The sequence below is a fragment of the Pseudomonas sp. LB3P25 genome, from assembly GCF_054897985.1.
This window is the reverse complement of record NZ_CM142711.1, coordinates 5105129-5128670: the sequence shown is the minus strand read 5'-3', so window position 1 is coordinate 5128670 and position 23542 is coordinate 5105129. Positions and strand designations below refer to the sequence as shown.

The window sequence follows — 23542 nt, the reverse complement described above, 5'->3', positions numbered from 1 at the left end:
ATGATGAAAGGTGGCATGGCCGGCCTGATGAAGCAGGCACAGCAGATGCAGGAAAAAATGGCCAAGATGCAGGAAGAGCTGGCCAACGCCGAAGTCACCGGTAAAGCCGGTGGCGATATGGTCACTGTGGTGATGACCGGTCGTCATGACGTCAAGCGCGTGACCATCGATCCAAGCCTGGTCGAAGGCTTGAGCGAAGACGACAAAGAGATGCTGGAGGCCGTGTTCGCCGCCGCCGTCAACGATGCCGTGCGCAAGATCGAAGCCAACAGCCAGGACAAAATGTCCGGCATGACCGCTGGCATGCAACTGCCTCCGGGTATGAAACTGCCATTCTGATTCGCTAAAGCGCTTCGGATGGGCTACAAAAAAATGCCAGGCATCGCGCCTGGCATTTTTGTTTCTGCCGGGTTTTGTTAATCCCTCGCCACAATGAAAGGCGAAAACATCGAACGCCATACCACCACAACGGTCTGCTCCCTATACCGCCGAATTCATCGATCAAAGGAGAAGCTCGCATGCCACAAGCATTGACCCTCAACCAACGTATCGTCCTGGCGTCCCGCCCGGTAGGCGCGCCGACGCCGGAGAATTTCCGCCTGGAGCGCGTTGCGCTGCCGGACCTGGCCGACGGTCAGGTGCTGCTCAAGACCCTTTACCTGTCACTCGATCCCTACATGCGCGGACGCATGAGCGACGCGCCGTCCTACGCCGCACCGGTGGAAATCGGCGAGGTGATGACCGGTGGCGCTGTGAGCCGGGTCGAGCGCTCGCTGAACCCGAAGTTTCAGGAAGGTGATGTGGTGGTCGGTTCCACCGGTTGGCAGAGCCACAGCCTCAGCGACGGGCGCAACATCATTCCGGTGCCGTCCGGGCTGCCGAGCCCGTCAATGGCGTTGGGCGTGTTGGGCATGCCCGGAATGACCGCGTATATGGGCCTGATGGACATCGGCCAGCCCAAGGCCGGCGAAACCCTGGTGGTTGCGGCTGCGTCCGGGGCCGTGGGGTCGGTGGTCGGTCAGGTGGCGAAGATCAAGGGCTTGCGAGTGGTCGGCGTGGCGGGTGGCGCGGACAAGTGCCGTTATGTGGTCGAGGAGTTGGGTTTCGATGCGTGTATTGACCACAAGAGCCCGAACTTCGCCGATGAATTGGCCAAGGGGTGCCCCGAGGGCATCGACATCTATTTCGAAAACGTCGGTGGCAAGGTGTTCGATGCCGTGCTGCCGTTGCTCAAGCCCAAGGCGCGAATTCCACTCTGCGGTCTGATCGCGTCCTACAACGCTCACGAAGCACCGACCGGCCCGGATCGCCTGCCACAATTGCAGCGCACGCTGCTGACCAAACGTGTGCGAGTCCAGGGCTTCATCGTGTTCGACGACTATGGCGATCGCCAGCCGGAATTCGTCAGCGCCATGGCGCCGTGGGTGCGCGACGGCAAGGTGAAGTTCCGCGAAGACGTGGTCGATGGCCTGGAGCAGGCACCCGAAGCGTTCATCGGTCTGCTGGAAGGACGCAACTTCGGCAAACTGGTTGTACGGGTCGCCCAGGACTGAGTAATTGACGCTAAACAGAGGCGCGGGTATAAACCGCGTCTCGTTGTTTTGTCGGACTTTTCCCCATGAGCTTCAGCCCTTTGATTCGCCAACTGATCGACGCCCTGCGAATTTTGCCAGGTGTGGGTCAGAAAACTGCCCAACGCATGGCGTTGCAGCTGCTCGAGCGTGATCGCAGCGGCGGCTCTCGCTTGGCGTTGGCACTGAGCCAGGCCATGGAAGGGGTGGGCCATTGCCGGTTGTGCCGCACGCTGACCGAAGACGACCTCTGCCCGCAATGCGCCGATACCCGTCGCGACGACACCTTGCTCTGCGTGGTGGAAGGGCCGATGGACGTCTATGCGGTGGAACAGACCGGTTTCCGTGGTCGCTACTTTGTGCTCAAGGGCCATCTGTCGCCACTCGACGGACTGGGGCCGGAAGCCATCGGTATTCCGCAATTGCTGGCGCGGATCGAAGAGGCGGGCACATTCACTGAGGTCATTCTCGCGACCAACCCGACCGTGGAAGGTGAAGCCACAGCGCATTACATTGCCCAGTTGCTCAGCAACAAAGGCCTGATCGCCTCACGCATCGCCCACGGTGTGCCGTTGGGCGGCGAGCTGGAATTGGTGGATGGCGGGACGCTGGCGCATTCGTTTGCCGGGCGTAAGCCGATCGCTTTGTAGTGCTACAGCTGACGCCTTCGCGAGCAGGCTCGCTCCCACATTGGATTTGTGGTGTTCACAAAACCCCTGTGGGAGCGAGCCTGCTCGCGAAGGGTGCGCCTAGGTTTATCTGATTCACACAATCTTGTTGAAAACCAAGCAAGCGCTCGGTTAACTTCGCTGAACCTTCAGTGGAGTTCGCCGATGCCTGCCTTTCAGGAATACTTCGACCCCAGCCACCAATTGGTCCGCGACAGCGTCAGACGCTTCGTCGAGCGCGAGATCTTGCCGGACATCGACCAGTGGGAAGAAGCCGAAAGCTTTCCCCGTGAGCTCTACCTCAAGGCTGGCGCGGCGGGGATTCTGGGGATCGGTTATCCCGAAGCCCTGGGCGGCAGTCACGAAGGTGATCTGTTCGCCAAGGTCGCCGCCAGCGAAGAGCTGATGCGCTGTGGCTCCGGCGGTCTGGTGGCGGGGCTTGGCTCGCTGGACATCGGCCTGCCGCCGATCCTCAAGTGGGCCAGGCCTGAAGTCCGCGATCGCGTTGTACCGCCGGTGCTCGCCGGCGAGAAGATCAGCGCCTTGGCTGTGACCGAGCCCAGTGGTGGCTCTGACGTCGCCAACCTGCAAACCCGCGCCGTGCGCGACGGCGACTTTTACCGGGTCAGCGGCAGCAAAACCTTTATCACCAGTGGCGTCCGCGCGGATTTCTACACCGTTGCGGTGCGCACTGGCGAACCGGGTTTCGGCGGCATCAGTCTGCTGCTAATCGAAAAGGGCACGCCCGGTTTCACCGTCGGTCGTCAGTTGAAGAAAATGGGCTGGTGGGCGTCGGACACGGCCGAGTTGTTCTTCGACGACTGCCGGGTGCCGGTAGGAAATCTGATTGGCGCCGAGAACATGGGCTTCGCCTGCATCATGGGCAACTTCCAGAGCGAGCGTCTGGCCTTGGCGCTGATGGCCAACATGACCGCGCAGTTGGCGCTGGAGGAGAGCCTGAAATGGGCGCGTCAGCGCGAAGCCTTTGGCAAACCCATCGGCAAGTTTCAGGTACTCAAGCATCGCCTTGCCGAAATGGCGACGGCGCTGGAGGTGTCACGGGAATTCACCTACCGCCAGGCGGCGAAAATGGCGGCGGGGCAGAGTGTGATCAAGGAGATTTCCATGGCCAAGAATTTTGCGACTGACACGGCTGATCGGATTACCACGGATGCTGTGCAGATTCTTGGTGGCCTTGGCTACATGCGCGAGAGCTTGGTGGAGCGGCTGTATCGGGATAACCGGATCTTGTCGATCGGTGGGGGGACACGAGAAGTGATGAACGAGATCATCAGCAAGCAGATCGGGCTTTGAGTTTTGCGGTGTTGCGGCTGACGCTTTCGTCGGAACGCCGCCCGGAGCAGGCTCGCTCCCACAGGGGATTTGCGGCGATCACAAAAAACCTGTGGGAGCGAGCCTGCTCGCGAAGGCGTCGGTGTAGACGCCGCCTTTTACTTATCGCTCAACGCAAACTGCGTCAGGCAAAACGTCGGAATCCCCATATCTTCCAGCCGCTGCGACCCGCCCAACTCCGGCAAATCAATGATCGCCGCTGCTTCATGAACCCGCGCGCCCATGCGCCGAATCAGGTTCGCCGCCGCAATCAGCGTACCGCCCGTGGCGATCAGGTCATCGAACATCACCACCGAATCGCCCTCGCACAGGCTGTCGGCATGGACTTCGAGGAAGGCTTCGCCGTATTCGGTCGCATAACCCTCGGCCAGCACGTCGGCCGGCAGTTTGCCTTGCTTGCGGAACAGCACCAGCGGCTTGTTCAGCTGATAGGCCAGGATCGAACCGATCAGAAAACCACGCGCGTCCATCGCACCGATGTGGGTGAAGTCGGCCTCGACATAACGATGGGCAAAACTGTCCATCACCAGGCGCAGGGCCGTGGGCGACTGGAACAATGGGGTAATGTCGCGAAAGATCACGCCCGGCTTGGGAAAGTCGATCACAGGGCGGATGAGGGATTTGATGTCGAAGGCGTCGAAGGCCATAGTCGAAGAATCCTGGCAGGCTGCAAACGACGCAGTATAACGGTGGCTGAACCGTTTCGCTCAGCCGCCATCGCCGAAATCAGCCCTCTAGCGAACCGCCGGCCAGGGCGCAGAGCTGGATCGGGTCGAGGATATGGATTTCCTTGCCTTCAGCGGCGATCAGTTCGTTTTGCTGGAAGCGCGTGAACACCCGGGACACGGTTTCCACCGCAAGGCCCAGGTAATTGCCGATTTCGTTGCGCGACATGCTCAGGCGGAACTGGTTGGCCGAGAAACCCCGGGCGCGGAAACGGGCCGACAGGTTGACCAGGAACGTGGCGATGCGCTCGTCGGCGGTTTTCTTCGACAGCAGCAACATCATTTGCTGATCGTCGCGAATCTCGCGACTCATCACGCGCATCAACTGACGGCGCAGTTGCGGCAATTGCAGTGCCAGTTCGTCGAGGCGTTCGAAAGGGATTTCACACACTGATGTGGTTTCCATGGCTTGCGCCGAGACCGGGTGTTTTTCGGTGTCCATGCCCGACAGGCCGACCAGTTCGCTCGGCAGGTGGAAACCGGTGAGTTGTTCTTCGCCGCCATCGCTCAGGCTGAAGGTCTTCAGGGCGCCCGAGCGTACTGCATAAACGGAATCGAAGGTGTCGCCCTGGCGGAACAGGAATTCGCCCTTTTTCAGCGGGCGGCCACGTTTAACGATTTCGTCCAGCGCATCCATGTCTTCCAGATTCAAAGAAAGTGGCAAGCAGAGGGGGGTCAGGCTGCAATCCTTGCAATGGGCCTGACTATGAGCGCGCAGCTTTACTGGCTCGGACATTTCTTCAATCCTTGTGGGAAAACACACATAAGCCGTAAGGGTAACTCACGGGAGGATATTCAGGCACGCGGCGATTTTGTCGCAGGGGCGTAAATCAGCGTTTCGTAGACCGGCCAGTGAGGTGATGGCTAGATCACCCGTGAAAACCGCTGGCGATTGTGCTGTTCCAGGTACGCGTCGAACACCATGCACACCGAACGCACCAGCAATCGTCCGGCGGGCAGTACGGTGATCCGTTCGTTATCAAGTTCGATCAGTCCGTCGTCGGCCATTCCCTGCAACTGTGGCCAAAGTTCGCCGAAGTAGCCCTGAAAGTCGATGTTGAAGGCGTGTTCGATCTGGGTGAATTCCAGGCTGAAAGTGCAGATCAGTTGCTGGATGACCGCGCGTCGCAGGCGGTCATCGGCGTTGCACAGCAGCCCACGGCTGGTGGCGAGCTGCGCGCCGGCCAGGGCGTTCTGGTACTGATTCAGGTCGCTGCTGTTTTGGCAGTACAGGTCGCCGATCTGACTGATGGCCGACACGCCCAGGCCAATCAAGTCGCAATGCCCGTGTGTGGTGTAGCCCTGGAAGTTGCGTTGCAGGGTCGATTCTTCCTGAGCAATCGCCAGTTCATCGTCGGGCAGCGCGAAGTGGTCCATGCCGATGTAGCGGTAACCGGCCTTGGTCAACTGCTCGATGGTGCCCTGGAGCATTTCCAGTTTTTGCGCCGGTGTCGGTAGCTCGTCGCTGTTGATTCGCCGTTGCGGCATGAAGCGTTCCGGCAGGTGTGCGTAGTTGAACACCGAGAGGCGGTCCGGTTGCAGGTTGATGACTTCATCGACGGTGCGGGCGAAACTTTCCGGTGTTTGTCTCGGCAAACCATAGATCAGGTCAATGTTGATCGAGCGAAACTGCAGCGTGCGTGCGGCGTCGATCACCGCGCGGGTTTCTTCCAGGCTTTGCAGGCGATTGACTGCCCGTTGTACCGCCGGATCGAGGTCTTGCAGGCCGATACTGACCCGGTTGAAGCCCAGTTCACGGAGCAGGCCCATGGTCGCCCAGTCGGCTTCGCGAGGGTCGATTTCGATGCCGTAGTCGCCGGAATCGTCGTCCAGCAAGTTGAAGCTTTTGCGCAACTGGGCCATCAACTGGCGCAGTTCATCGTGACTGAGAAAGGTCGGGGTGCCGCCGCCGAAATGCAGTTGCTCGACTTTCTGCTCGGGGTCGAGGTGGCAGGCGATCAACTGGATTTCCTGCTCCAGACGCTGCAAATAGGGCTGGGCCCGGCCGCGGTCCTTGGTGATGACTTTATTGCAGGCGCAGTAGTAGCAAATGTTCGCGCAGAACGGCACGTGCACATACAGCGATAACGGGCGCAGGGCTTTACGGCTGTCGCGCAGGGCGTGGAACAGGTCGAACGTGCCGACCTGACCGTCGAATTGCACCGCGGTCGGGTAGGAGGTGTAGCGCGGTCCCGCCAGGTCGTAACGGCGGATCAGATCGGTGTCCCAACGAATGGCGTCGAGCAACATGCGGGCATTCCCCCGGATAGGCTGGCAGTGTCAGCGAGTCTAGGGCGCGGCGCGGAGGGGCATCTTGATTTGCATCAAAGGTCAGGATTTGTGTCGTTGGTGAGGACCTCTTCGCGAGCAGGCTCGCTCCCACAGGGGAATGCATTTCAATGTGGGAGCGAGCCTGCTCGCGATGGGCGCGCCGCCGATCTAATGCCCCATGAGCCAATGCTGATGCGGCCCCGGCAAGGTCCAGATGCCGAACAGGATCACCAGTAATCCACCCGTCATCCGCACGCTACGTTTGCGCAACAACGCCGTGACCCGCTCAGCCGCCAACCCCGTGGCGAGCAACACCGGCCAGGTGCCGAGCCCGAACGCGAGCATCAAAAGCGCACTGTCCAGCGCATTGCCCTGACTCGCCGACCACAGCAAGGTGCTGTAAACCAACCCGCATGGCAGCCAGCCCCAGAGCGCGCCCAGCAGCAACGCGCGGGGTACGTTCGATACCGGCAGCAGTTTATTGGCAACCGGCTGGATGTGCCGCCACAGGCCGCGACCGAGGCTTTCGATGCGGGTCAGGCCGCTCCACCAACCGGCGAGGTACAGGCCCATGGCGACCAACAGTAATCCGGCGATGACGCGCATGAACATCGCCGCCGGGCTGTTGGCCACCGCCCACCCGGCCAGACCGATCAGCAGGCCAGCCGTTGCATAGCTGAGAATTCGCCCCAGGTTGTAGGCCAGCAGCAGTCGAAAGCGTCGGCTGCGTTGTTCCTTGGGAATCGCCAGGGTCAACGCGCCCATCAAGCCGCCGCACATGCCCAGGCAATGCCCGCCACCGAGCAGGCCGAGAATCACCGCAGACACCAACAGTGGCGCCAACTCAAGCATGGGGCGGCGCCTTGTCGTCCGGTTTGGCCGGATGGCCGCTGGCCTCGTCGACCGCGGCCTTGTGGTTCGGGTCCTGGTCGTCAAACAGGATGCTGTGGGCCGGGCCGTCGAGGTCGTCGTACTGACCGCTGTCGACTGCCCAGAAGAAGATGTAAATAGCGATGGCCACGATCAGCAGCGCGGCCGGGATCATCACGTAGAGAGCTGGCATCTGGACTCCATGCCCGCGCGGCTCAGGCCGGCAGCGGGCGGGTTTCTGGCGTGGCGCTGACCGCAGGCGTGTTTGGCATGCGGGTCAGGCGCAGGGCGTTCAGCACCACGGTCAACGAACTGATGGACATGCCGACCGCGGCCCATACCGGAGTGATCCAGCCGAGGGCGGCGAACGGTAACATGAGGCCATTGTACAGCCCGGCCCACAGTAGGTTCTCGATGATTACCCGACGGGTGCGCCGAGCCAGGCTGAAGGCTTGTACCAATGCATCGAGGCGGTTCGACAGCAATACCGCGTCGGCACTGGTTTTCGCCAGATCGGTGGCCGAACCCATGGCCACGCTGATGTCGGCGGCGGCCAGCACTGGCACGTCGTTGACCCCGTCACCGAGCATTAACACCTTGCGGCCTTCCTTGTGCAGCTGTTGCAGGACCTGCAATTTATCGTCCGGACGCAAGCCGCCTCGGGCTTCGTCGATACCCAGTTCCGCGGCGACACTGGCGACCATTGGCGAGCTGTCGCCGGACAGCAGCAATGTGCGCCAGCCGCGAGCCTTGCAGGCTGCGAGCAGGGCGGGGGCGTCGGCACGCAAGCGGTCGTCGAGGACGAACCACGCCAGCGGTCCCTGGCGGTTACCGAGCAGCAACCATTGGCCGGCTTCATCCGGCATCGATGGAACACTGGCGCCACTGAGTTCGCAGACAAAACCCGGTTGGCCGATGCGCAGGCGTTGCTCACCGACCAACCCTTCAAGGCCTAGCCCCGGCGTGCTGTGGACATCTTCGGCGGCCAGCGGTGCCCGGCCAAACGCGCGGGCGATTGGATGTTCAGAGCGGTTTTCCAAGGCGGCGGCCAGACTCAGGCATTGATCGCTGGTGAGTGCGTCGAGCGGGCGAATCGAACGTAAGGCCAGGCGACCTTCCGTCAACGTGCCGGTTTTGTCGAAAATCACCGTGTCGATCTGGTTCAGGCCTTCCAGTACATGGCCGCGAGTCAGCAGCAAACCGAGTTTGTGAAGCGTGCCGGTGGCGGCGGTGAGGGCGGTCGGTGTGGCCAGGGACAAGGCGCACGGGCACGTCGCAACGAGCATCGCCAACACAATCCAGAAGGCTCGCGAGGAATCCAGTTCCCACCAGATCAGGCCGATAACGGCAGCGGCAATCAGCGACAGCAGCAGGAACCATTGCGCGGCGCGGTCGGCCATTTCCGCCAGTCGCGGCTTCTCGGCCTGAGCACGGTCCAGCAGGCGGACGATGGCGGACAGTCGGGTGTCTTGACCCAGCGCCAGGACTTCCACGGTCAATGCGCCTTCGACGTTCAGGGTGCCGGCGGTGACGGCATCGCCCGGCGTGCGCGGCTGCGGCAGGTATTCGCCGGTGAGCAGGGATTCGTCGATGCTCGACCGGCCGTCGAGGATCTTGCCGTCAGCCGGGAGGATCGCGCCGGGGTGCACCAGCACTTGATCGCCCACGCGCAGTTCGCTGAGCAGGATCCGCTCGCTCTGCCCGTCGACACTCAGGCGCAGGCACGAGGCGGGCAATAGATTGACGAGTTGTGCGGTGGCGGCGGCGGTGCGTTCGCGGGCGCGACGTTCCAGATAACGCCCGGCCAGCAGGAACAGCGCGAACATGCCGACCGCATCGAAATACAGTTCACCGACGCCGGTGATCGAGGTCCAGATCCCGGCGATATAGGCGCTGCCAATCGCCAGCGACACCGAAACGTCCATGGTCAGGTGGCGGGTGCGCAAGTCGCGCATGGCGCCTTTGAAGAAGGGCGCACAGCTGTAGAACACGATCGGGGTGGTGAGAAACAGCGCGACCCAACGCAGGATGGTGTGCAGCTCGGGACTGAGGTCGATGTTGAACTCCGGCCAGGTGGCCATGGTCGCCATCATCGCCTGGAACCACAGCAGCCCGGCCACGCCGAGTTGACGCAGGGCCAGACGGTTTTCGCTGGCCAGTTGTTCACTGGCGCGGTCGGCCTGATAGGGGTGGGCGGCGTAACCGATGTGGCGCAATTCGCTGAGTACCTGGCTCAGCGGCAGTTGCGCATCGGCCCATCGTACGTGCAGGCGATGGTTGGACAGGTTCAGGCGTGCTTCGGCCACCGCCGGCAAGCCACGCAGATGTTTCTCAATCAGCCAGCCGCAGGCGGCGCAACTGATGCCTTCCATCAACAGGGTGGTTTCGGCGAGTCCGCCTTCGTGGCGGATGAAGGGGGCTTGCACGTCGGCGCGGTCGTATAGCGCCAGTTCGTCCACCAACTGCACCGGCAAGGCTTCGGGGTTGGCCGATGACTCGCTGCGATGCTGGTAATAGGTTTCCAGTCCGCCGGCCACGATGGCTTCGGCCACGGCCTGGCAACCCGGGCAGCAGAACTCGCGGGTTTCACCGAGGACGACAGCGGTGAAGCGGCTGCCGGCCGGGACGGGCAGGGCGCAGTGGTAGCAGGGGGTTGGAGTACTCATGAGCTGGAATCTATATCGTCCGGGAGGGCCTCATCGCGAGCAGGCTCGCTCCCACATTTGATCGATGTCGTGCACAAAATTCATGTACACCGCAGATCCACTGTGGGAGCGAGCCTGCTCGCGATGCGCGAAGCGCGACTTTATTTTTTCAGGTCTTCCGCGCCCTGCAGCGGCTCATCACCCAGCAGCAAATCCTTGTCATGGCTAACCTGTTCTTCTTCGAACATGCGCCAGGTCTTGTCATCCTGTACACCCAGCAGCTCTACAAAGCGACGACCATCAACCTTGTCACTCAACTGGCCAATGTAGCGGCCCTGTTCGGTTTCGCTGCGCGCCAGGGTGATCTTGCGATCCTTCTCCGGCTGGGTCGGCGAGATCAGGTTCAGCTCAACGGTTTTGGGCTGGCTGTTGCCACTCAGGCGCAGGTCGACTTCGCCGGTCACGTCGTCCAGATGAACGCTGGCGCGCAGCAGCAGGGTCTGCGCCAGCAGCTCACGGTCGAGGGAGCGGTTGATGCCTTTGCCGGCCTCGTAATAGTTGTCGTTGACCAGGTTGTCCGGGTTCTTCACCGCGATCGTCACCATGGACAAGGTCAGGGTCACGGAACACGCCAGGATGGCGATGATGATCCACGGCCAAAGGTGCTTGTACCAGGGGCTTGCGGCATTTGCTGCGGGCATGATCACTTCTCTCAACGAACTTGTGGGCCGATGAACCGGCTCTTGGCTTCAATGTGGACGCTGTCGTCATCGGCATCCTTGAGGATGAATTTCACCTCGTTGGTGCTCGATGGCAGTTTTTCCGGTGCGCTGGACAGTTCGACCGGCTGGCTGAAAATCTCCCCGGCGGCGACCTTGATCTCGCGCTTGCCTTGCAGCTTGAGGTCCGGCAGGCCAGCAGCTTCGAGCACGTAGGTGTGGTCGCGCTGATCCTTGTTCATGATCTTCAGGCTGTAGACGTTTTCGATCCGGCCTTCGGCGTTCTCGCGGTACAGCACGCGGTCTTTGCTGACGTCGAAACCGACCAGCGAACGCATGAAGAACGCGGTCATCAGCAAAGCGATCATCGCCAGCAGCACCGTGGCATAGCCAATCAGGCGCGGGCGCAGTTTATTGGTTTTTTGCCCGGACAGGTTGTGCTCGGTGGTGTAGCTGATCAGGCCGCGCGGGTAATCCATCTTGTCCATGATGCTGTCGCAGGCATCGATGCAGGCCGCACAGCCGATGCATTCGACTTGCAGGCCGTCGCGGATGTCGATACCGGTCGGGCAGACCTGGACGCACATGGTGCAGTCGATGCAGTCGCCCAGGCCCATGGCCTTGTAGTCGACGCCTTTCTTGCGCGGGCCGCGGCTTTCACCACGGCGTGGGTCGTAGGAAACGATCAGGGTGTCTTTGTCGAACATCACGCTCTGAAAGCGTGCGTACGGACACATGTAAATGCACACCTGCTCGCGCAACCAGCCGGCATTGCCGTAGGTGGCGAGGGTGAAGAAACCGACCCAGAAATACGACCAGCCGTCGGCTTCACCGGTGAAGAAGTCGATGGTCAGCTCGCGGATCGGCGAGAAATAACCGACGAAGGTCATGCCGGTCACGAAGCCGATCAACAACCACATCGAGTGTTTGCTGAGTTTGCGCAGGAATTTGTTGGCGCTCATGGGCGCTTTGTCGAGCTTGATGCGCTGGTTGCGGTCGCCTTCGGTGACCTTCTCGCACCACATGAAAATCCAGGTCCAGACGCTCTGTGGGCAGGTATAGCCGCACCAGACCCGCCCGGCGTACACGGTAATGAAGAACAGGCCGAAGGCGCTGACGATCAAGATCCCCGAGAGCAGGATGAAGTCCTGAGGCCAGAAGGTTGCGCCAAAGATGAAGAATTTGCGTTCTGGCAGGTTCCACCAGACGGCCTGATGGCCACCCCAACTCAGCCAGACCGTACCGAAATACAACAGAAACAGCCCGGCACCGCCCATCATCCGCAGGTTGCGGAACAGGCCGGTGAAGGCGCGGGTGTAGATTTTTTCCCGAGAGGCGTAGAGGTCGACGCTGTTGTTCGCGTTCTTGGCAGGCGGTGTGACGTCGTTTACCGGAATCTGATTGCTCATCATTGCATCCCACGGCAGTGGAAAAATGCCTCGGTCAGTACGTGCCGACCGTGGTCAAAAAGAGGTGTTGCAGTGGCGCAATGATACGCCTGTAGCTCTAGGTCAAGGGTGCGACCTTTGGTCACGTTGGTGGAAATCATCTGACGGTGTAATGACTTGAATCAATTGACACGTGAATTATGGACGGTTTTTGAGGGCGACGAACTCATTCGCCCCACGGATTGATCAGTGCAACGCCGCTGGATTGAAAATCGCTGATGTTGCGGGTGACGACTGTGAGGCCATGAACCAGCGCTGTCGCTGCGATCAGGGCGTCGCCTTCGTTGGCACGGTCCGGAACATGCAAACTGGCGCACCGTAGCGCCACGGCGGCATCGACCGGCAAGATTCTGGCGTCGAAGGCCGGTATGACGTGTCGCTTCAGCCAGGTTCGTAATACCTTCCCCTGAGCGGGATCACGACGCTCCATTCGAAGAACCCCTGTCTCCAGTTCCTTCAGGGTAATGGCCGAAATAAACATGCGTGGGGCGATGACACTTTTGGCCCAGGCGACGACGTTTGCATCAGCCTGGGGTTTGCGCAGTTCAGAAATCACGTTGGTGTCGAGTAGAAACATCAGGACAGGTCCACGGGTCGATGAATGATCACGGCACGCTCGGTTTCGAACTCGATGTCTGCCGCTTCTGGCATCACTAACAGGTCGACAATGCTGGCGTTGATGCCGGTTAGTTTTTGGTAGTCCTCAATGCTTAGCAGTACGTGAGCCGGCTTGCCACGGTCGGTGATGATAACCGGGCCCTGACGCGTGGCTTTTTTGGCACTACTTGTGTCCTGATTGAATTCACGGCTGGAAATGGTGGTGATGGCCATCGTGGATGTCCCCCCTGAAAGTACTTTGTAGAAACGTTACTACTCGGCAGGTTGGCGCGCAATCTCGGAGGGCGCGCAGTGGGCTACCGTTGGTCGCTACAGCGCAGGCCATCAGCGTCCGAAACCAAAACGGCCCCGCCAATTCACATTGGCGGGGCCGTTTTTTATTGCATCAAGCGTTTGCCTTACTGGGTGTCCGCCACGGGCGCTTTCTCACCGTGAGAGAGGCTGTAGACGTAAGCGGCCAGCAGGTGAACCTTGTCGTTGCCTTGCAGCTGTTCTTGCGTAGGCATCTGGCCCTGACGGCCGTAACGGATGGTCTGCTGCAGTTGAGCGAAGCTCGAACCGTAGATGAACGCTGCCGGGTGGGTCAGGTTAGGCGCGCCCATCGCTGGCGTGCCTTTGCCTTCTGGGCCGTGGCACACCGCGCAGTTGGCGGCGAACAGCTTCTGGCCGGCAACCGGGTCAGCCTTGGTGCCTTCCGGCAACTTGCGGCCATCGAGGTTGGTCAGTACGAACGCGGCAACGTTCGCAACGCCTTGCTCGCCGATCACTTCAGCCCACGCCGGCATGACCGCGTGACGGCCGCCCATGATGGTGGTCTTGATGGTTTCCGCTTCGCCGCCCCAGCGCCAGTCGGCGTCGGTCAGGTTAGGGAAGCCATACGCGCCTTTGGCATCGGAACCGTGGCAGACCGAGCAGTTGGAGGCGAACAGGCGGCCACCCATCTTCAGGGCTTGCGGGTCCTTGGCGACTTCTTCGATAGGCATGGAAGCGAACTTGGCGAAGATCGGGCCGAACTTGGCGTCCGACTTGGCCATTTCCTTTTCCCACTCGTGAACGCCGGTCCAGCCGCTCTGGCCGTTGGCGAACGCGGTCTGCTTGTCGTTATCGAGGTAGTTGTAACCCGGCAGCAGGCCTTTCCAGTTACCCAGGCCCGGGTACAGCACCAGGTAGCCCAGCGCGAAGATGATGGTGCCCACGAACAGCATGAACCACCATTTCGGCAGTGGGTTGTCGTACTCCTCGATCCCGTCGAAGGAGTGGCCAACCGTTTCTTCGGTGGCTTCGCTGCGCTGGCCCCTGCGGGTGGACAGCAGCAGCCAGGTCAGGGCGAAGATCGTGCCGAGACTGAGGACTGTGACGTACAGACTCCAGAACGTAGTCATTCTTTGTTACTCCTAGAAGCTTGCTCGACGTGCTTGATGGCTTCGGGATCATCCGCGAAAGGCAGCAAGGTCGCGTCTTCAAACTCCGACTTGCGCTTGGGGCTGAATACCCACAACGCCAGACCGATGAAGGCCACCATCACAACAACGGTGCCCAGGCCACGAATCATCCCGATATCCATCTAAATCACCGTTTGCTTTTGATGATGGTGCCCAGGCCTTGCAGATAGGCCACCAGCGCGTCCATTTCGGTTTTGCCCTTCACAGCATCCTTGGCGCCGGCGATGTCTTCGTCGGTGTAAGGGACGCCGAGCGTGCGCAAGACTTCCATTTTCTTGGCGGTGTCTTTGCCGTCGAGCTTGTTTTCCACGAGGAACGGGTAGGCCGGCATTTTCGACTCAGGCACGACGTTGCGCGGGTTGTACAAGTGCGCACGCTGCCAGTCATCGGAATAACGACCGCCAACACGGGCCAGGTCCGGACCGGTACGCTTGGAACCCCACAGGAACGGGTGGTCCCAGACGCTTTCACCGGCGACCGAGTAGTGGCCGTAACGTTCGGTTTCAGCACGGAACGGACGGATCATCTGCGAATGGCAGCCAACACAACCGTTGGCGATGAAAATGTCACGGCCTTCCAGCTCCAGCGCCGGGCGCGGCTTCATGCCTTCGACCGGCTTGTTGGTGACGTCCTGGAAAAACAGCGGAACGATCTGGGTCAGGCCGCCGATGCTGACGGCGATAACCATGAAGAAGGCCAGCAGGCCAATATTCTTCTCGACTGCTTCATGCTTCATCAGTGAGCTCCAACTACAGCAATCTGTTCAGCAGCTTTGGCTTCAGCCGGGTTCGAGGCACGTACGGTACGCCATACGTTGTAGGCCATGAACAGCATGCCGCTGGCGAAGAACGCACCGCCCAGGGCGCGAACGATGAAACCAGGATGGCTGGCTTGCAGCGCTTCAACGAACGAGTAGGTGAGGGTGCCGTCGTCGTTGATTGCACGCCACATCAGACCCTGGGTGATGCCGTTGACCCACATCGAAGCGATGTACAGAACGGTACCGATGGTCGCGAGCCAGAAGTGCGTGTTGATCAGGCCGATGCTGTGCATCTGCACACGACCGAACAGTTTCGGGATCATGTGGTAGATGGCGCCGATCGAGATCATCGCCACCCAGCCCAAGGCACCGGCGTGTACGTGGCCGATGGTCCAGTCTGTGTAGTGAGACAGCGAGTTGACGGTCTTGATGGCCATCATCGGGCCTTCGAAGGTCGACATGCCGTAGAACGCCAGCGACACAACGAGGAAGCGCAGGATCGGGTCGGTGCGCAGCTTATGCCAGGCGCCCGACAGGGTCATCATGCCGTTGATCATGCCGCCCCAGCTTGGTGCCAGCAGGATGATCGACATCGCCATGCCCAGCGACTGAGCCCAGTCCGGCAGTGCGGTGTAGTGCAGGTGGTGTGGACCGGCCCAGATGTACAGGGTGATCAGCGCCCAGAAGTGCACGATCGACAGGCGATAGGAGTAGATCGGACGCTCGGCCTGCTTCGGAACGAAGTAGTACATCATCCCCAGGAAGCCAGTGGTCAGGAAGAAACCCACCGCGTTGTGGCCGTACCACCACTGGATCATCGCGTCAGTCGCACCGGCGTAGGCCGAGTAGGACTTGAAGAAGCTGACCGGCAGGGAGGCGTGGTTGACGATGTGCAGCATCGCGGTCACAACGATGAAGGCACCGTAGAACCAGTTACCCACATAGATATGCTTGGTTTTGCGCTTGGTGATGGTGCCGAAGAACACCAGACCGTAAGTAACCCAGACGATGGCCAGCAGAATAGCCAGGGGCCATTCCAGTTCCGCGTATTCCTTGGTGGTGGTGTAACCCAGCGGCAAGGTAATGATCGCGCCGACGATCACCGCTTGCCAACCCCAGAAGGTGAAGGCGGCGAGGCTGTCGGAAATCAGTCGCGTTTGGCAGGTTCGCTGCACGACGTAATAAGAAGTGGCAAACAGAGCACAACCACCGAAGGCGAAAATCACCAGGTTGGTGTGCAACGGGCGTAAGCGTCCAAAAGTCGTCCACGGCAGACCGAAGTTCAATTCCGGCCATACAAGCTGTGAGGCGATGAAGACACCAAGCCCCATGCCAAGGATCCCCCAGACCACCGTCATGATGGCGAACTGGCGGACTACCTTATAGTTATAAGCAGTCGGACTGATTGCTGTGCTCATTCTAAGGTTCCACGGTTTGGGTGTTTTATTAGGAGTAAAAATCGGCCGCAAGTATGGAGAAAGCGGGGGGTCATTGCAACGCGCCATGACCTGGGTCAATGCTTTCAAAAGCTGATTCTGCGGCCTTTCCATGCGCCGCGTAAGGACAAAATTGCCCAAGGGCAAAATGTCGCAGCAGACGAAAATGGTGAGGGGGTCAGGTCGGATGTAACGGGGTGTGTTCAAACACAATGATCGGGTGACAGATGGCAATTGGCACGACAGCCGGTATCTACCAGCCTTTGCGGCCTGTCATCGAGCAGATTCGTCGAACACATCGGGTTGGGTCGACCTGGAACCGGCTCATGCCAGTCCGCATCGGGGGAAGCTTAGACCCGAATCTGGTGAACCGAAAGGAGGACCAACGGAGGGGTGCGACACTTGGTCGCAAAGGGGCAGGGAACTGCCGCATCCGGGAGAATGCGGCAGCAGAGCGGTCGAGATTTATTCGTGTTTGTCTTCAGCCTGCAAACGCTCGGTGCTCAGACCGTAAGACAAGCTGTAAACGTAAGCGGCCAGCAATTGCACCTTGTCGTTGCCGAGCAGTTCGTTCTGCGCCGGCATATGGCCCTGACGGCCATGACGAATGGTCTGTTGCAGTTGCGCCAGGCTTGTACCGTAGATGAAACCGGCCGGTTGCGTCAGATTCGGCGCGCCCATGGCTTCAGTGCCCTGGCCGTTTGCCCCATGACAGGCTACGCAGGTGGTGCTGAACAGTTGCTGTCCGGCGTGCAGGTCGGCGCCGCTTTCGGCAGTCAACGGCAGGCCGGCCAGTTCATGACGTACATAAGCCGCGACGTTCTTCACGCCGGCATCACCAAGGATTTCACCCCAGGCCGGCATCGCCGCCATACGACCGCCCATGATGGTGGTTTTGACGGTGTCGGCGTTGCCGCCCCAGCGCCAGCTGGTGTCCGCCAGGTTCGGAAAGCCAAAGGCGCCCTTGGCATCCGAGCCGTGGCAGACCGCGCAATTGGAGGCAAACAGGCGACCGCCCATTTTCAACGCTAGCGGGTCCTGGGCCACTTCTTCCACGGGCATGGCGGCGAATTTGGCGAAGATCGGTCCGAACTTGGCATCGGCCTTGTTCATCTCCTTTTCCCACTCGTGGACGCCGGTCCAACCGTCCTCGTAACCCGGCAGGATGCCTTTCCAGTTGCCCAGACCGGGGTAAAGCACTAGATAGCCCACGGCAAACACCAGCGTGCCGGCGAACAGCATGAACCACCACTGCGGCAGCGGATTGTCGTACTCCTCGATGCCGTCGAAGCTGTGGCCCATGGTCTGGTCGACGCTGCCCTTGGTTTCGCCCTTGCGGGTGCCGATCAGCAGCCAGGTCAGGCCGATCAGGCTGCCGATGGTCAGTACGCAGATCCACGTACTCCAGAAGGTGGTCATGGCCGGGTACTCCTTGTTGTTGCTGGTTCTTGGGTGTTGGCGTTATCGGCTTGTGGCTCATCGGCGAACGGCAGCAGGCGCGCTTCGGCGAATTCCGGATTGCGCTTGCCGTTGAACACCCACAGCGACAGGCCGACGAAGGCCACGAACACCACGACCGTGCCCAGGCCGCGGATCATTCCACTGCTCATTTCGATACTTATTCCAAAGAACATGGCCATGACTCACCTCTTGCTCTTGATGGATGTGCCGAGCACTTGCAGGTAAGCAACCAGGGCGTCCATTTCGGTCTTGCCCTTGAGCGAGGCGACTGAGCCGGCGATGTCGTCGTCGGTGTACGGCACGCCGAGGGTGCGCATCGCCTTGATCTTGGTTTCGGTGTGGCTGCTGTCCAGTTGATTGGCCACGAGCCACGGATAGCCGGGCATTTTCGATTCCGGCACCACGTTGCGCGGGTTGTACAAATGCGCGCGGTGCCAGTCTTCGGAGTAGCGACCGCCGACCCGGGCCAGGTCCGGACCGGTACGTTTCGAACCCCACAGGAACGGATGATCCCAGACGCTTTCACCGGCCACCGAGTAGTGGCCGTAGCGTTCCGTCTCGGCGCGAAACGGCCGGATCATCTGCGAATGGCAGCCGACGCAGCCTTCGCGGATGTAGATGTCGCGACCTTCCAGTTGCAGCGCGGTGTAGGGCTTCATGCCTTCCACCGGTTTATTGGTCACGTCCTGGAAGAACAGCGGGACGATTTGAGTCAGACCGCCAATGCTCACGGCCAGCACCATCAGCAACATCAGCAGGCCGACGTTTTTCTCGATTGTTTCGTGTTTCATGGCGGCCTCCTCAGGCGATCTGCGCGGCAGCAGCGACTTCGGCAGGCTGCGAGGCCCGCACGGTGCGCCAGGTGTTGTAGGCCATCAGCAACATGCCGCTGAAGAAGATCGCGCCGCCCACCAGCCGCACGACGAAGCCTGGGTGGCTGGCCACCAGGGTTTCGACGAAGGAGTAGGTCAGCGTGCCGTCGTCATTGATCGCGCGCCACATGAGGCCTTGGGCGATGCCGTTGACCCACATGGACGCGATGTACAGCACAGTGCCGATGGTGGCGAGCCAGAAGTGGGCGTTGATCAGGCCGATGCTGTGCATCTGCGTGCGGCCGAAGATTTTCGGGATCATGTGGTACAGCGCGCCGATGGAGATCATCGCTACCCAACCGAGGGCGCCGGCGTGAACGTGGCCGATGGTCCAGTCGGTGTAGTGGGAGAGGGCGTTGACCGTTTTGATGGCCATCATCGGCCCTCCGAAGGTCGACATGCCGTAGAACGCGAGCGACACGACGAGGAAGCGCAGGATCGGGTCGCTGCGCAACTTATGCCAGGCGCCCGAGAGCGTCATCATGCCGTTGATCATCCCGCCCCAGCTCGGTGCCAGCAGGATCAGCGACATCACCATGCCCAGCGACTGCGCCCAGTCCGGCAGCGCGGTGTAGTGCAAGTGGTGCGGGCCGGCCCAGATGTACAGGGTGATCAACGCCCAGAAGTGCACGATCGACAACCGATAGGAGTACACCGGACGCTCGGCCTGTTTCGGCACGAAGTAGTACATCATCCCGAGGAAACCGGCGGTGAGGAAAAAGCCTACGGCGTTGTGCCCGTACCACCACTGAACCATGGCATCGGTCGCACCGGCGTACACCGAGTAGGACTTGGTGAAACTCACCGGCAATTCAAGGTTGTTGACGATGTGCAGAATCGCCACGGTGATGATGAACGCACCGAAGAACCAGTTGCCGACGTAGATGTGCTTGGTCTTGCGCTTGGCCAGTGTGCCGAAGAACACCACGGCGTAGGCGACCCAGACGATGGTGATCAGGATGTCGATCGGCCATTCCAGCTCGGCGTATTCCTTGGAACTCGTGTAACCCAGCGGCAGGCTGATAGCCGCCAGCAGGATCACCACTTGCCAGCCCCAGAAGCAGAACGCGGCGATTTTCGGTGCGAACAATTGAGTCTGGCAGGTGCGTTGCACCGAATAGAACGAACTGGCGAACAGGGCGCAACCGCCGAAGGCGAAGATCACTGCGTTGGTGTGCAACGGGCGCAGACGCCCGAAGCTGGTCCACGGCAGATTGAAGTTGAGTTCAGGCCAGACCAATTGAGCCGCGAGAAAAACCCCGAGCCCCATGCCGACGATGCCCCACACCACCGTCATAATGGCGAATTGGCGGACCACCTTGTAGTTGTAGGCGGTACTGATAGAAGTGTTCATGGTTCCCCATCCACGGTTCAGCCGAAGTGAAGGCGTTCGCGCAAGGCAAACGCTCCTTTCGCCTGGAGTTATAGGCAGACTAAAAGCGAGGCAAGCATGGACAAAGAGCACAAGGCCAGTATTGACGGGGATCAATGGGCACGGTGTGTACGGGATCATGGATGGTTGTGGAATGCCGCCTCAGGACCTGCATCGGCAACGCTGATCCTCGCCCATGGTGCCGGTGCGCCGATGGACAGCGGCTGGATGACCGACATGGCTGCGCGCCTCGCCGATCAAGGGGTCAACGTGGTGCGCTTCGAGTTTCCCTACATGGCGCAACGGCGTGTTGACGGGGGCAAGCGTCCACCGAATCCGGCACCGAAACTGCTGGAGTGCTGGCGCGAGGTGTATGCGGAGGTGCGACGCCATGTCACTGGGCACCTGGCCATTGGCGGCAAGTCCATGGGCGGGCGGATGGCCAGTCTTTTGGCGGATGAGCTGGAGGCGGATGCGCTAGTGTGTCTGGGTTATCCGTTTTATGCGGTGGGTAAGCCGGAGAAGCCTCGGGTCGAGCATTTGGCGGCGCTGAAGACGCGGACGTTGATTGTGCAGGGCGAACGGGATGCGCTGGGGAATCGCGAGGCTGTCGAGGCTTACACGTTGGCGCCGAGTATCGAGGTGTTTTGGCTGGCAGTGGGGGATCATGATTTGAAGCCGTTGAAGGCTTCCGGGTTTACTCATGAAGGACACCTGACGACAACCGCGGAAAAGATGAAGAAATTTTTGTGCTCTTTGAACTCATGACTTTGATATTGGAAGGCCAGCCCCGAGGAGAGCATGGCCTTGTAGCTCGTGATCGGGCGATATCAAGGGTTTTCTCGTTTCACGTAGAACTTGCCTTGTGGTGATTGATGAATCCCTAAGAACTCGGCATTAAACTTTCCTTCGCTGATCCCGGTTTTTGGATTGAGTTTGATGTGGACAATTGCCGAGTGCGCTCTGGCACTTCCTAACTGACCTTGTGGTTTTGAATAAGCATGATCAAAAGTCAGCTCATCCTTGCCCATTTCATAACTACGGTCTATTGGATCGTCATTGACATAAGGGATGGTGAAATCGTAAAAAAATATGTCGCTATTTTCATGAGAGCCTGTCCATCCTTCCCATACCCAGAAAAGTTTTCCGGAAATGGACTCCCAGAGATATACATATGCTTGAGTAGCTTCGACGAATTGAGCTTCGGCGTTAAATCGCCACTTAAATATTTGATTTGTTTCAATCGGGCGGATTTTTTTTATGCTTGCTTGTCTACGTTCATTTTCCATTTTAAATATCCCTTTTTAGAGTTTGATCAATAAACGCTGTTTGCCTAAGGAATATAAGGCGAAAGAAATCAAAGCGTAACTGTCATAAATGACAGCTGGACACTCCCGTGAAGTTGTGCTTGTTTGAGAGGGAGTACGCAAAGTGTTCTGGCTGATGGCGGGGATCATGATTTGAAGTCGTTGAAGGCGTCCGGGTTTACCCATGAGCAGCATTTGGCGGTTGCGGCGGGCAAGGTTGCCGAATTCCTGCAGTGAGATGTGCGGTGCGTGTCGGGGCCTCTTCGCGGGCAAGCCTTGCTCCTACTGGATATCGGTGTCCGGATGATCGACGCATGACCTGTAGGAGCAAGGCTTGCCCGCGATAGCAATCTGTCAGGCAACATCACTTTCAAACTGGCAATAAAAAACCCGGAAGCTTTCACCGTCCGGGTTTTTGTCTTTTCAGCGACGATCAGCGGTTAAACCGCTCCACCAATGAATACTGAGTATTCGCGGTCTTGGTCAGTTCTTCACTCAACAACGCCGAGTGTTGCGCCTGTTCCGACGTCTGATCCGCCAGGTGCGAGATGTTGCTGATGTTGCGGCTGATTTCTTCAGCCACTGCACTTTGCTCTTCAGTCGCCGCAGCGATCTGAGTGGTCATGTCGGTGATGTTGGCCACCGCTTCGCTGATCCCCACCAGTGCCTGATCCGCTTCCAGAACCCGCGCCACACCTTCTTCGGCCTGGCGATGGCCAGCCTCCATGGTTTGCACCGCCGTGCTGGCGGTTTGCTGGAGCTTGGCGATCAGGGCGTGGATCTGCCCGGTGGATTCGCTGGTGCGTTGTGCCAGTTGGCGAACTTCGTCGGCCACTACCGCAAAACCACGACCCATCTCGCCGGCACGGGCCGCTTCAATAGCAGCGTTCAACGCCAGCAGGTTGGTCTGGTCGGCGATGCCTTTGATCACATCGACCACACCACCGATTTCGTCGCTGTCCTTGGCCAGTTGGGTCACGGTCAGACCGGTTTCACCGACCACCACCGACAGGCGCTGGATGGCTTCGCGGGTTTCCCCGGCGATGTCGCGGCCGCGACCGGTCAGGCGATTGGCTTCCTGAGTCACATCGGCTGTGCGCTGCACGTGGCTGGCGACTTCCTGAGTGGTGGCGGCCATCTGATTGACGGCGGTGGCCACTTGCTCGGTTTCGACGCGTTGGCGTTCCAGACCGTTGGAGCTGTTATGCGCCAGGGTGTCGGACTGTTTGGCTTGGTCGCTCAGGTGCTCGGCGGTGTCCTGCAGACGGGTCAGGCAGGTTTTCAGGCGGGCTTCCTGGCTGAGGATAGACATTTCCAGGCGCGCCTGGGCGCCGCGACTGTCGGTGTACATCTGCGCGATCAGCGGGTCGGAGGTCGTCTGCCCGGCCAGGTGCAGCAGACGCTTGAGGCCGCGCTGTTGCCAGCTCAACCCCAGCAAACCCAATGGCACCGAGAGACCGGCGGCCAACGCAAAACCCCATTGGGAATTGAGCGACGCACCGATCATGAAGCTCAGCTGGCTGACTAGAATGAACGGCAGCCAGTCCTGCAGTACCGGCAACCATTTGTCCGTCGAAGGAATCGCCGACTTGCCCTGGTTGATGCGTTGGTAGAGCGCTTCGGCACGGCGGATCTGCTCGGCGGTGGGTTTGACCCGAACCGATTCGTAACCGATCACCTGATTGCCTTCGAAAACCGGTGTGACATAGGCGTTAACCCAATAGTGATCACCGGTCTTGCAGCGATTCTTGACAATGCCCATCCATGGCAAGCCTTGTTTCAATGTGCCCCACATGTGCGCGAATACCGCGGCCGGGACGTCAGGGTGACGGACCAGGTTATGCGGCGCACGGATCAGCTCTTCACGAGAATACCCACTGATCTCGACGAAAGCGTCGTTGCAATAGGTGATCACGCCCTTGGCATCGGTGGTGGAAATCAACCGTTGCTGAGTCGGGAAGGTCCGTTCGCGTTGTGTAATGGGCTGGTTGTTACGCATGGCTT

25 protein-coding genes and 1 pseudogene are annotated in these 23542 nt (G+C 59.9%); 6 read left to right on the top strand and 20 right to left on the bottom strand.

Annotated elements, in window-relative coordinates; translation table 11 throughout:
- From ACYZTW_RS23630 to ACYZTW_RS23615, 4 genes are all read left to right on the top strand, one after another.
- Window positions 1–339: a YbaB/EbfC family nucleoid-associated protein gene (locus ACYZTW_RS23630; protein WP_008028561.1), complete on the top strand. Its 339-nt coding sequence runs from the start codon at window positions 1–3 to the stop codon at window positions 337–339.
- Window positions 340–518: 179 nt separating this feature from the next.
- Window positions 519–1553: an NADP-dependent oxidoreductase gene (locus ACYZTW_RS23625; protein ID WP_462002027.1), complete on the top strand. Its 1035-nt coding sequence runs from the start codon at window positions 519–521 to the stop codon at window positions 1551–1553.
- A gap of 65 nt (window positions 1554–1618) precedes the next feature.
- Entirely contained in the window at window positions 1619–2221 is a 603-nt protein-coding gene (gene recR / locus ACYZTW_RS23620; RefSeq protein WP_033055661.1) for a recombination mediator RecR, read from the top strand.
- Window positions 2222–2404: 183 nt separating this feature from the next.
- Window positions 2405–3553, top strand: a complete 1149-nt coding sequence (locus ACYZTW_RS23615) for an acyl-CoA dehydrogenase family protein (protein WP_462002026.1) — start codon at window positions 2405–2407, stop codon at window positions 3551–3553.
- A 137-nt stretch (window positions 3554–3690) separates the two neighbouring features.
- Here ACYZTW_RS23615 and ACYZTW_RS23610 read toward each other — a convergent pair whose 3' ends face one another.
- The 18 genes from ACYZTW_RS23610 to ccoN (ACYZTW_RS23525) all read right to left on the bottom strand — a co-directional run bounded on the left by ACYZTW_RS23610 (window position 3691) and on the right by ccoN (ACYZTW_RS23525) (window position 20213).
- Window positions 3691–4239 carry an adenine phosphoribosyltransferase gene (locus ACYZTW_RS23610; RefSeq protein WP_462002025.1) on the bottom strand — a complete coding sequence of 183 codons (549 nt, stop codon included), beginning with the start codon at window positions 4237–4239 and terminating at the stop codon, window positions 3691–3693.
- Between the two features lie 79 nt (window positions 4240–4318).
- On the bottom strand, window positions 4319–5053 hold the full coding sequence (gene fnr, locus ACYZTW_RS23605) for a fumarate/nitrate reduction transcriptional regulator Fnr (protein ID WP_462002024.1): 735 nt from the start codon (window positions 5051–5053) through the stop codon (window positions 4319–4321).
- 128 nt (window positions 5054–5181) lie between these two features.
- On the bottom strand, window positions 5182–6564 hold the full coding sequence (gene hemN / locus ACYZTW_RS23600) for an oxygen-independent coproporphyrinogen III oxidase (protein WP_462005831.1): 1383 nt from the start codon (window positions 6562–6564) through the stop codon (window positions 5182–5184).
- Between the two features lie 192 nt (window positions 6565–6756).
- On the bottom strand, window positions 6757–7440 hold the full coding sequence (locus ACYZTW_RS23595) for a sulfite exporter TauE/SafE family protein (RefSeq protein ID WP_008146819.1): 684 nt from the start codon (window positions 7438–7440) through the stop codon (window positions 6757–6759).
- Entirely contained in the window at window positions 7433–7651 is a 219-nt protein-coding gene (ccoS, locus tag ACYZTW_RS23590; protein WP_007905420.1) for a cbb3-type cytochrome oxidase assembly protein CcoS, read from the bottom strand. Before ccoS ends, ACYZTW_RS23595 begins: the two co-directional genes overlap by 8 nt.
- A gap of 22 nt (window positions 7652–7673) precedes the next feature.
- Complete coding sequence (locus ACYZTW_RS23585; RefSeq protein WP_462002023.1) at window positions 7674–10124, bottom strand: heavy metal translocating P-type ATPase; 2451 nt, start codon at window positions 10122–10124, stop codon at window positions 7674–7676.
- 140 nt (window positions 10125–10264) lie between these two features.
- Window positions 10265–10804, bottom strand: coding sequence for a FixH family protein (locus ACYZTW_RS23580; RefSeq protein ID WP_462002022.1), 540 nt, complete (start codon window positions 10802–10804; stop codon window positions 10265–10267).
- Between the two features lie 11 nt (window positions 10805–10815).
- On the bottom strand, window positions 10816–12231 hold the full coding sequence (ccoG, locus tag ACYZTW_RS23575; RefSeq protein ID WP_462005830.1) for a cytochrome c oxidase accessory protein CcoG: 1416 nt from the start codon (window positions 12229–12231) through the stop codon (window positions 10816–10818).
- A gap of 205 nt (window positions 12232–12436) precedes the next feature.
- The gene (locus tag ACYZTW_RS23570) at window positions 12437–12847 is read right to left on the bottom strand and encodes a PIN domain-containing protein (protein ID WP_462002021.1); all 411 of its coding nucleotides are present in this window, start codon (window positions 12845–12847) and stop codon (window positions 12437–12439) included.
- Window positions 12847–13101 (bottom strand): type II toxin-antitoxin system Phd/YefM family antitoxin, encoded by a 255-nt coding sequence (locus tag ACYZTW_RS23565; RefSeq protein WP_033055887.1) that lies wholly within the window; start codon window positions 13099–13101, stop codon window positions 12847–12849. Before ACYZTW_RS23565 ends, ACYZTW_RS23570 begins: the two co-directional genes overlap by 1 nt.
- 185 nt (window positions 13102–13286) lie before the next feature.
- A complete protein-coding gene (gene ccoP, locus ACYZTW_RS23560) occupies window positions 13287–14270 on the bottom strand; it encodes a cytochrome-c oxidase, cbb3-type subunit III (protein WP_462002020.1) in 984 nt (327 codons plus the stop codon).
- Window positions 14267–14452: a CcoQ/FixQ family Cbb3-type cytochrome c oxidase assembly chaperone gene (locus ACYZTW_RS23555; protein WP_003175465.1), complete on the bottom strand. Its 186-nt coding sequence runs from the start codon at window positions 14450–14452 to the stop codon at window positions 14267–14269. The genes ccoP (ACYZTW_RS23560) and ACYZTW_RS23555 overlap by 4 nt, the downstream gene beginning before the upstream one ends.
- A 5-nt stretch (window positions 14453–14457) precedes the next feature.
- Window positions 14458–15066: a cytochrome-c oxidase, cbb3-type subunit II gene (gene ccoO, locus ACYZTW_RS23550; protein WP_054593209.1), complete on the bottom strand. Its 609-nt coding sequence runs from the start codon at window positions 15064–15066 to the stop codon at window positions 14458–14460.
- Window positions 15066–16508, bottom strand: coding sequence for a cytochrome-c oxidase, cbb3-type subunit I (gene ccoN, locus ACYZTW_RS23545; RefSeq protein WP_056744267.1), 1443 nt, complete (start codon window positions 16506–16508; stop codon window positions 15066–15068). Before ccoN (ACYZTW_RS23545) ends, ccoO (ACYZTW_RS23550) begins: the two co-directional genes overlap by 1 nt.
- Before the next feature lie 483 nt (window positions 16509–16991).
- Window positions 16992–17945: a cytochrome-c oxidase, cbb3-type subunit III gene (ccoP, locus tag ACYZTW_RS23540; RefSeq protein ID WP_462002019.1), complete on the bottom strand. Its 954-nt coding sequence runs from the start codon at window positions 17943–17945 to the stop codon at window positions 16992–16994.
- Window positions 17942–18148 (bottom strand): cbb3-type cytochrome oxidase subunit 3, encoded by a 207-nt coding sequence (locus tag ACYZTW_RS23535; protein ID WP_462005829.1) that lies wholly within the window; start codon window positions 18146–18148, stop codon window positions 17942–17944. Before ACYZTW_RS23535 ends, ccoP (ACYZTW_RS23540) begins: the two co-directional genes overlap by 4 nt.
- A 21-nt stretch (window positions 18149–18169) precedes the next feature.
- The gene (ccoO, locus tag ACYZTW_RS23530; protein WP_008157297.1) at window positions 18170–18778 is read right to left on the bottom strand and encodes a cytochrome-c oxidase, cbb3-type subunit II; all 609 of its coding nucleotides are present in this window, start codon (window positions 18776–18778) and stop codon (window positions 18170–18172) included.
- Window positions 18779–18788: 10 nt separating this feature from the next.
- Window positions 18789–20213 (bottom strand): cytochrome-c oxidase, cbb3-type subunit I, encoded by a 1425-nt coding sequence (gene ccoN, locus ACYZTW_RS23525; protein ID WP_462002018.1) that lies wholly within the window; start codon window positions 20211–20213, stop codon window positions 18789–18791.
- A 96-nt stretch (window positions 20214–20309) separates the two neighbouring features.
- On the opposite strand from ccoN (ACYZTW_RS23525), the gene ACYZTW_RS23520 reads away from it, so the two are divergent.
- Window positions 20310–20999 carry an alpha/beta family hydrolase gene (locus ACYZTW_RS23520; RefSeq protein ID WP_462002017.1) on the top strand — a complete coding sequence of 230 codons (690 nt, stop codon included), beginning with the start codon at window positions 20310–20312 and terminating at the stop codon, window positions 20997–20999.
- Window positions 21000–21061: 62 nt separating this feature from the next.
- Here ACYZTW_RS23520 and ACYZTW_RS23515 read toward each other — a convergent pair whose 3' ends face one another.
- A complete protein-coding gene (locus tag ACYZTW_RS23515; RefSeq protein ID WP_462002016.1) occupies window positions 21062–21520 on the bottom strand; it encodes a hypothetical protein in 459 nt (152 codons plus the stop codon).
- A 139-nt stretch (window positions 21521–21659) separates the two neighbouring features.
- Here ACYZTW_RS23515 and ACYZTW_RS23510 point away from each other — a divergent pair.
- Window positions 21660–21775 (top strand): annotated as a pseudogene (locus tag ACYZTW_RS23510) (alpha/beta family hydrolase); the annotation flags it as partial.
- 196 nt (window positions 21776–21971) lie between these two features.
- Here the strand turns inward: ACYZTW_RS23510 and ACYZTW_RS23505 are convergent.
- On the bottom strand, window positions 21972–23537 hold the full coding sequence (locus tag ACYZTW_RS23505; protein ID WP_462002015.1) for a methyl-accepting chemotaxis protein: 1566 nt from the start codon (window positions 23535–23537) through the stop codon (window positions 21972–21974).
- Window positions 23538–23542 lie beyond the last annotated feature (5 nt).